The sequence below is a fragment of the Methylocaldum marinum genome (genome assembly GCF_003584645.1).
Lineage (GTDB): Bacteria > Pseudomonadota > Gammaproteobacteria > Methylococcales > Methylococcaceae > Methylocaldum > Methylocaldum marinum.
In genome coordinates, this window is the sequence record NZ_AP017928.1 from 5083814 (window position 1) to 5092500 (window position 8687).

At 50.8% G+C, this 8687-nt stretch carries 7 protein-coding genes and 1 tRNA gene (1 of these 8 cut by a window edge); 6 read left to right on the plus strand and 2 right to left on the minus strand.

What is annotated here, in order from left to right:
• The first annotated feature begins 94 nt into the window (after window positions 1–94).
• The 5 genes from rpsU (at window position 95) to sS8_RS22740 (ending at window position 4548) form a co-directional block, all read left to right on the plus strand.
• Entirely contained in the window at window positions 95–328 is a 234-nt protein-coding gene (gene rpsU, locus sS8_RS22720) for a 30S ribosomal protein S21 (protein WP_026609693.1), read from the plus strand.
• Between the two features lie 12 nt (window positions 329–340).
• Window positions 341–790, plus strand: a complete 450-nt coding sequence (locus tag sS8_RS22725) for a GatB/YqeY domain-containing protein (protein WP_119632965.1) — start codon at window positions 341–343, stop codon at window positions 788–790.
• Between the two features lie 64 nt (window positions 791–854).
• Window positions 855–2582 carry a DNA primase gene (gene dnaG, locus sS8_RS22730; RefSeq protein WP_119631770.1) on the plus strand — a complete coding sequence of 576 codons (1728 nt, stop codon included), beginning with the start codon at window positions 855–857 and terminating at the stop codon, window positions 2580–2582.
• Between the two features lie 83 nt (window positions 2583–2665).
• Window positions 2666–4459: an RNA polymerase sigma factor RpoD gene (gene rpoD, locus sS8_RS22735; RefSeq protein WP_119631771.1), complete on the plus strand. Its 1794-nt coding sequence runs from the start codon at window positions 2666–2668 to the stop codon at window positions 4457–4459.
• 12 nt (window positions 4460–4471) lie between these two features.
• A tRNA-Ile gene (locus sS8_RS22740) sits at window positions 4472–4548 on the plus strand.
• A gap of 230 nt (window positions 4549–4778) precedes the next feature.
• On the opposite strand, the gene sS8_RS22745 is transcribed toward sS8_RS22740, so the two are convergent.
• Both sS8_RS22745 and sS8_RS22750 read right to left on the minus strand, forming a co-directional pair.
• Entirely contained in the window at window positions 4779–5333 is a 555-nt protein-coding gene (locus sS8_RS22745) for a DUF4376 domain-containing protein (protein ID WP_119631772.1), read from the minus strand.
• A gap of 768 nt (window positions 5334–6101) precedes the next feature.
• Window positions 6102–7370 carry a hypothetical protein gene (locus tag sS8_RS22750; RefSeq protein WP_119631773.1) on the minus strand — a complete coding sequence of 423 codons (1269 nt, stop codon included), beginning with the start codon at window positions 7368–7370 and terminating at the stop codon, window positions 6102–6104.
• Between the two features lie 305 nt (window positions 7371–7675).
• Here sS8_RS22750 and tyrS point away from each other — a divergent pair, with 305 nt between their 5' ends.
• Window positions 7676–8687, plus strand: partial view of a tyrosine--tRNA ligase gene (tyrS, locus tag sS8_RS22755; protein ID WP_119631774.1) — the 5' portion only. 197 nt of this gene lie beyond the right edge of the window; only the first 1012 of its 1209 coding nucleotides appear in the window; it begins with the start codon at window positions 7676–7678; the stop codon falls past the right edge of the window.

Sequence of the window (8687 nt, forward strand, 5' to 3'; positions counted from 1 at the left end):
TGCTCTCAAGTGAGTATAATGAAAGCTTTTCAGTTGGCAGGATAATCCTGCTGTGGGCATTTTGTCATTTTGGTCTTCAAATTTGGGAAGCTACATGCCGTCGATTAAGCTTAGAGAAAACGAGCCCTTTGAAATTGCTATCCGTCGTTTTAAACGTGCCTGCGAGAAGGCCGGTATTCTTTCTGAAGTGCGGCGACGCGAATTCTACGAGAAACCGACCGAAGAGCGTAAGCGCAAAGCGGCTGCAGCAGTGAAGCGGCATCTGAAAAAGCTTTCCCGTGAACGATTTGCCTTGCAGAATTTGCGTAAAGGGCGTCCGCAAACCTGATAGTTGCTTTTGATGAGCGTATTGAAAGAACGTCTCCAGGCGGATATGAAAGCCGCCATGAAAGCCGGGGAAAAGGATCGGCTGGGTGTCATCCGGCTTATCATGGCTGGCATCAAACAGCGTGAGGTGGACGAGCGCATTCAGCTGGACGATGTTCAAGTTCTTTCCGTTTTGGATAAGATGGTAAAGCAGCGGCGCGAATCCATCGCTCAATTCCAAGCGGCAGGGCGGGATGATCTGGTTGCTGCCGAACAGGCGGAACTCGGCATAATTCAGGACTATTTGCCTCAGCCCTTGAGCGAAGAGGAGGTGGAGTCTCTGATTAGGGCTGCAGTGGCGGAATTGGATGCTTCCCGAATTGCGGACATGGGCAGGGTTATGGCTGTGCTTAAGCCGAAAATGCAGGGAAGGGCTGATCTGGCCATGGTCAGTTCGCGGGTCAAGAGCCTGTTATCGGGCTAAAGGTTTTCATCGCGGTTTGGTTTTTAGGAACGGTGTAGCGTGAACTAAGCTGCCGGTATAAACGATGGCCGGCAAGATCCCCCGTCAATTCATTCAGGAATTGATCGCACGTATCGATCTGGTCGAACTGATCGATGCGCGCGTACCTCTTAAGCAAGTCGGCAATAATTTTACCGCTCGTTGTCCTTTTCACAGTGAAAAGACACCTAGTTTTACCGTAAGCCGGGTCAAGCAGTTTTATCATTGCTTCGGGTGCGGCGCCCACGGTAACGCCATCGATTTTTTGATGGGTTATGATCATTTGAGTTTTGTCGAAGCCGTGGAGAGTCTCGCGGCGTCGGCTGGGCTGAAAATTCCGGAGGATGCTCAAAGCACAGCGGTAGATCCGGATTCTAATTTGGCGAAGGCTATATACGCACTACAGGAGGCTGTCTCGCGGTTCTATGCAAACCAGTTTAGAATCCATCCGGAAGCGTCTCGGGCGGTCGCTTATTTGAGAGGACGAGGCGTTACCGGTGAGGTCGCTCAACAATTTCGCTTGGGTTATGCGCCTCCGGGGTGGCAAAATTTGACATCGGAGTTTTCGCCGGAGCTGCTGGAGGCGGCCGGTCTCATGATCGTTAAAGGCGAAAAGGCTTATGACAGATTTAGAGATCGCATTATCTTTCCCATTCGGGATCGCCGCGGGAGGGTGGTAGGTTTCGGGGGGCGGGTGATGGGCGCTGAAACGCCGAAATATCTCAATTCGCCGGAGACCCTAGTTTTTAAGAAGCACAAGGAAGTATATGGAATCTACGAGTTGCTTAAGCAGTCTCCGAGGCCGGAGCGGATCTTGGTGGTCGAGGGCTATATGGATGTGATCGCCTTGGCACAGAACGGGATCTTCAATGCGGTTGCAACACTTGGAACCGCAACTTCCGCCGATCATGTCGAGTTGCTGTTCCGTTATACAGATGAAGTGGTTTTTTGTTTCGATGGAGATTCTGCCGGGCAGAAGGCTGCCTGGAAGGCGCTTCATGCCAGTCTTTCGCACCTGCGGGACGGACGGCAAATACGGTTTTTCATTCTGCCGGACGGACACGATCCCGATTCTTTAGTCCGAGCTGAGGGTGCGGTCTCTTTTGTAAACCGTCTCGACACGGCGCTGCCGTTTTCCGATTATTTCTTCCGATGTTTGACGCATCGACTCGATTTAGGCGCCTTAGAGGGGCGCGCGTCCTTGGTTAATAATGCCAAACCATTGATAAATAAACTGCCAGCCGGTGTTTTTCGCGAGATGATCGAGACGCGCCTGGTGGAACTTGCTGGGTATGGGGCAGTCGAACCATCCGGTAAAGCGGCTAAGATTGTAGGTGCACCGCAGTTGGGGGGAGCGCCGCGGAATAGTCGAATGCAGCCCTCTGCGTCGCGAATGGTTTTGGCTCTTCTGGTGCAGAATCCGGAGCTCGCGACCATGGTTGGGGGGGGGCTGCGCGAAAGACTGTGTTTAGCAAATAAGAACGGGTATTTAATCGAAAAAGTGCTCCGGCTGCTAGATGAAAATCCGGGTCTTACAATCGGCGGCATCCTAGAGCATTTTCGCGGTGCTCCCGAAGAAAAATTTATTTCCAACCTCATGCAATGGGACACTTTGCTGCCTCAGGACGGTATACGAGCTGAGTTTTCTGATGCTTTAATGCGTTTCGAACGGCAGCTCAAGCGGGAACGGCTGGAAGCGCTCATTAAGAAATCGAAAGAAACACAGCTCAGTTCGGAAGAGCGGGAGGAAATGCGAGTGCTCATGAGCGTATGAGAACAGCGTTTTACGTTTCCTGTTTTCTCAAACTTTAATATACTGTATTGTTTTGCGGGCATACAGCAGTCGCGGGTCAGTTGATGAATCTGGAACAACAGCAATCTCAGCTTAAAGAGCTTATCGCCAAGGGTAAAATGCAGGGGTACCTCACGTTTTCGGAGGTGAACGACCATTTGCCCAGTGATATCGTCGATCCCGAGCAGATGGAAGACATCATCTGCATGATCAATGATATGGGAATTGAGGTGCATGAGGATGTGCCGGATTCGGATTTAATCCCGGAACCGACAGTTGTAACCGACGAAGATGAGGATGAAGCAGCGGAAGTTGCAGCGGCATTGGCTTCCTCCGTCGATGCAGAGCTGGGTAGAACCACGGATCCTGTACGCATGTATATGCGTGAAATGGGGACGGTCGAGTTGCTGACCCGCGAAGGCGAGCTGAGTATCGCCAAGCGCATCGAAGAGGGGTTAAACGAAGCGGCGAACGAATTGGTGCGTTTTCCGGCTGCTATGGATCATTTTATTAAAGCCTTCGATGGCGTCGACAAAGGCGAGGCTCGGTTATCGGATCTGATATCCGACTTTTTTGATCCTGCTGCCCAATCGGAAGACGTTTTGCTGGACGAGGAAGCAGATTCCGATATCCTCGACGATACCGAAACCGGACCTGATCCTGAACTTGTACGAGAAAAACTCGAGCTTTTTAGCAAACAGCATAAAGCGGCTGTAAACGCGCATCACAAGTACGGCTATCACCATGAGCGCACGCAAAAAGCATTTGACACTCTTGCCGAGCGTTTCATGGAGTTCAAAAAAACACCCCAATTTTTCAAGGAACTGACTGATCTACTGCATGGCACGGTTGAAAGGATTCGTGAGCAGGAGCGGGTCATTCAGGATGTTTGTGTTGTGAAGGCAAGAATGCCGCGGGGAGAATTCATCGCCTCTTTCGCCGGCAATGAAACCAAATTCGATTGGTTTCAAGCGCTGATGGAGTCTAGCTATGGCGCCGCATTGACGCCTTACGCCGAGGACGTGAAGCGGGCGCAAAGCAAATTGTCGCAGATAGAAAAAGAAAACCAGCTGTCAATCTCTGACATAAAAGAAATCAATCGGCGTGTTTCAATCGGCGAAAACCAGGCGCGTCTCGCCAAAAAGGAGATGATTGAGGCGAATTTGCGTTTGGTGATCTCCATTGCCAAGAAATATACTAATCGAGGATTGCAGTTCCTGGATTTGATTCAGGAAGGAAATATCGGCCTGATGAAGGCTGTCGACAAATTCGAATATCGGCGCGGTTACAAGTTTTCGACTTATGCAACCTGGTGGATTCGGCAGGCGATCACCCGTTCGATTGCCGATCAGGCACGAACGATCCGAATTCCGGTGCATATGATCGAAACGATCAATAAATTGAACCGCATTTCCCGGCAAATGTTACAGGAAATGGGTCGGGAAGCGACGCCGGAAGAGTTGGCGGTGCGTATGGACATGCCCGAAGACAAGGTTCGCAAGGTTCTGAAAATCGCCAAAGAACCTATTTCCATGGAAACCCCTATCGGTGACGATGAGGACTCTCACTTGGGAGATTTCATCGAGGATTCTCGGGTGATGTCTCCAATCGAGCACGCAACCGTTGCAAGCTTGCGCGAAACTACCCAGCAAGTGTTGGCTGGATTGACTGCCAGAGAAGCGAAAGTCTTGCGGATGCGTTTTGGAATTGATATGAATACCGACCACACGTTAGAGGAAGTTGGCAAACAGTTCGACGTGACTCGCGAACGAATTCGCCAAATTGAAGCCAAGGCTTTGCGGAAACTCCGTCACCCTTCTCGCTCCGAGCAACTGCGTAGTTTCCTCGATATGGATTAGCAATCAGTTCACGGGCCCTTAGCTCAGTTGGTTAGAGCAGGGGACTCATAATCCCTTGGTCCAAGGTTCAAGTCCTTGAGGGCCCACCAAGTAAAACAAAGGCTTACTATGGTTTTCTGGTAAGCCTTTTTTGTTCCTAAGTCGATGTAACGCGTCACATAATTTGATTCTCAGCGTCGCATAATTTGAGACTGACGAATGCGTAAAAAAGAGGCCGACAATGCCCCTTTTTGATGCCCTTTTAGAACGCGATAAACGCGGCTTAAAACGTCACTAATTGCCCCCTTTCATGTCCAATGGGGCCCGGGATCGGCAAGCGCTACCAGACGATTGCTTCGACCTCCTCGGCCGTCGTAGCGTTGCCGATCTCGGCCAGCTTATCCTCGTAGTGGTCGTGCGTGGCACGCACATGAGCGATGACAGCATCGCCGACCGTGATGATCTGTTCGGCGGAGTGCTCACGCCGTGCCCAGGTGCCCTCGCCATCGGCACACCAAAATTTGTAGGGCGCCTTTGCGGTACCGTAGGTTTGTGCGGTGACGTATTGACCAGTCATATTTTGCTGATCGATTAGCCGGGTGGGATAGGTGTGGTCAGAGCCAAGGCCATTGCACACGATGCCAGCCTCGATTGCAGCGCTACAGGCCTTTTCCATCACGTGTTTTTTGCGCGCTTTAACTTGGTCAAGCGACGGCGGAGGTGGATCAACAGCGATCGGATCGCCGTTATCATCCGCTACAATCCGTTTTCCTGCCGATTGGCCAGCCAACAGTTCGGCGTGTCGCTCAGAAGCAATCTGTCGCGCATCGCTCGGTATATTTGGATTGATTGATGAATCATAAAACCCGTTTGTACTGGCCGAATAAAAAATCATCTGCGTTCCTCAAAAGCCGATCGATAACCACTCAAATGAGACAGTTAAATTGTTTAGGGTATCGTCGACATTAAAACCTTGACCAGCAACCGGCCTTCGTCTCGGTTTCCGGGTTCGGTCAGTTTGTAGGTTTCCGCCTTCGGTTGAAGGTTTCGGATCGACCTTTCGGGAAATCGCTCGGCCATAATCTAGTCCCCGTTTTGGTCTCCGTTTGTTTTGAAACTAAGTGGGACATCAAGGGACTTAGATTAACGTCAGAAAGCTTATACATCAATTACTTGAGGTTATTTCTGAAATGTCATGAACCGGCGTGAACCCCCATTTTTTGTGACTCATAGTCCCTTGGTCCAAGGTTCAAGTCCTTGAGGGCCCACTTGGTAAGATAAAGGCTTGTAGGCAAGTTGTCCTGCGGGCCTTTTTCATTGTCCGGCCAATTTCTCCTCGCGTAGTTCAAGGTGCGAAGCGTCAACCTAGCGGAACTTGCTGAAAGTTCTCGGGCCCGGCTAAAGTTGCCTCCTGCCACCAACGCCCGCAGGCTTCTTCCAGTTCCGGGCGTCACCTTGCGGGCGCGTCTGCGAGGTATCCTGGTCGAGGTGGGCTAACGCTCGTGGTGCCTCACTCCGACCGTGCGAACCGGACATTCCGGAAGTCCGATCCGGGATTCCTGAGCCTCGGCATCGGCCGCCACGATCTGGGTTTCCAATCTTCTGCCGAGTATTCCACTAGTCCGGGAACGCTTCTCTCGCCAGTCCGTCTTCTAAGCGACATTTACGGAACATAGAGTGTGCATGCCCGAATCCGCTCTTCGATTTTTTGTTTCAAAGCGTTGAATTCCAGACTTTGGATGTTCTGGAAACGCCGTGCGAAATCAACCGGACTCAAGTTTTCCGGAAGGTCCGTAATATCCGGCATATACAAGGATTCGTCCGCACTTTGGCTCAGAAGGTTTTGTACTTTACGTGCCTTGTCCTCCGAGTGCACTGCGGTTTTGCCGAAAAGCGTTCCGGCATGATCGGCGGCCAAGTCGATGAAACTGAACCCGCTGCCGCTGTGAGTGTCGTTCATCTCTTTCGCGAGGCCGATCATTTTCGCTAAGGTACTGTGGCCAGACATCGCCAAGGCGGCTGATGCCATGAAATGCTGGGCTGTATCAGTGCGACGATTAAGAAGTACCTCGCGCCGAGGCGGAATTGCCGGCTGACGGTTTGTCGGAAGCCACTGCCCAATGTTTTTGCCGTTGACGTATGAGCTTAAAACCAAAATGAGAGCACGATTTTCTGCGACCGGGTCTCCGTTGCTTTCGGATCTGCTTTTCGCAAGGTCGAACAGTTGCTGTATCAAAGGGCCAAGCCGAATGAACCGCTTCAGTCGAGACTGATTGATGATCTCGGCAAGTTTGTCATTGTAGATTAGTAATCTCTCTTTATCCGTCAGGTCGGTAATCAAGCCCTTTGCCTCGCTCAGGGCGTCGCGGTTCCAGTTGATAGCCACCTGAAGTTGCCCGTTGACGATCCGTATCGTTCGCACGAGTTGGTCGCCGATTTGACTGTATCGAAACAGTGGCGTGAAATTTAAAAAACTACGCAATAGCCATTTAACCACCACTCTGGGCATGGCCAGCTTTCCAAGCTTGACCTGTTTGATGACTGCCTGTGGCACGGAATCATCGGCGATAATCCTGAAATTGAGAAAGAGTGGAATCGAATCCACAGGTAACCGAACTGTCGCAGCGAGTTTTAGTCGTTTTTTTTGAATTGTGCAGATGGCATGACCTTCCAATTTTTTCTGGAGAAATGCGAAATTGGCTGCAGAAGTTAAATCGCTGCCGGTCAGAATGATCAATCGTTCTGGGTTGTCGGTCTGAGTGAATTGAAACGATGTGCTGAGCAATTGCCGAGTTCTGGCCAGATACTGGTGTGAGGGATCTTGACTCTGCGGCACTAAAGGCTTGGTTTCGATCGTAAGCGCGATCAAAACCAAGAGCGTCAACAGGACGGGGATGAGGAAATAACGGGCAAGGCAGCGTATATACGTCATGAGGCAAGGTAGAGAATCGGTCGGGTCAAAGTTATCGATCTACCTGCTGGCGAAGGTCCAGTGTATTCCCGCGATTGATTAAGCTTGCGCGGTGGCGTTAACGCCGGAAAAGAACGACTCACATAGCGACAAGTGTAATGGAAAATAATGGAGATATCATGAACGGCGGGCGCAATTCGAGCAAATGAGCAGACACCGCCGGTCTGGCCTTTTCTTCGTTGTAACCGATTTGAGGCGACGTGAGTCTGCCCCGGCTATACAATTTCCGATTTTCTTTTATTCGAAACGACCTATAGGATTCTTCTATGTCTGTCGACGAACCACTGGCATTGATTGGACGAGGCGCGGCGGAAATCATCAGAGAAGATGAACTAATCAAAAAATTGGGCGAAGGTCGCCCTTTGCGCATAAAAGCCGGTTTTGATCCAACGGCACCGGACCTGCATCTCGGGCACACTGTCCTATTGAACAAATTAAAGCAGTTTCAGGATCTTGGGCACGAGGCGATATTCCTAATTGGCGACTTTACCGGAATGATCGGTGATCCGACCGGAAAAAATGCTACCCGGAAACCTTTGACACGCGACCAGGTCATCGAGAATGCTCGGACGTACGAGGAGCAGATCTACAAAATTCTGCACCCGGAAAAGACTTTGGTCATGTTCAATTCCAGTTGGATGAACGCCATGACGTCGGCGGAGTTGATTCAGTTGGCTGCTAAACACACTGTCGCCCGAATGCTGGAGAGGGATGACTTCAGCAATAGATATAAGAGCGGACAGCCGATAGCAATCCATGAATTTCTCTATCCCCTCATCCAGGGATACGATTCTGTAGCTATGAAGGCTGATGTCGAATTGGGTGGGACGGACCAAAAATTCAATCTGTTAGTCGGACGCCAGTTGCAGGAGGCGTTCGGGCTGAAACCTCAAGTCGTTATCACAATGCCTATCCTGGAGGGCTTGGACGGCGTGCAGAAAATGTCGAAGTCGCTGGGCAACTATGTCGGAATTGCCGAGCCATCTGACGAAATGTTCGGAAAGTTGATGTCGATATCGGACGATTTGATGTGGCGCTATATGGAGTTGCTGAGTTTTACTGCATTATCTGAGATCGACACTTGGAAGCGGCGCTGCAGTGAAGGGGCTAATCCGCGCGATTACAAAGTCAAATTCGCGCAAGAAATCGTGGCTAGGTTTCATGGGTCGACTTCGGCCAAGCGTGCTTTGGAAAATTTTGAGGCTCGCTTTAAGCAGGGTTTGATTCCCGAAGATCTGGAAGAGCAGAAGCTGACAGCAGGGGAAGCCGGCTACCCGA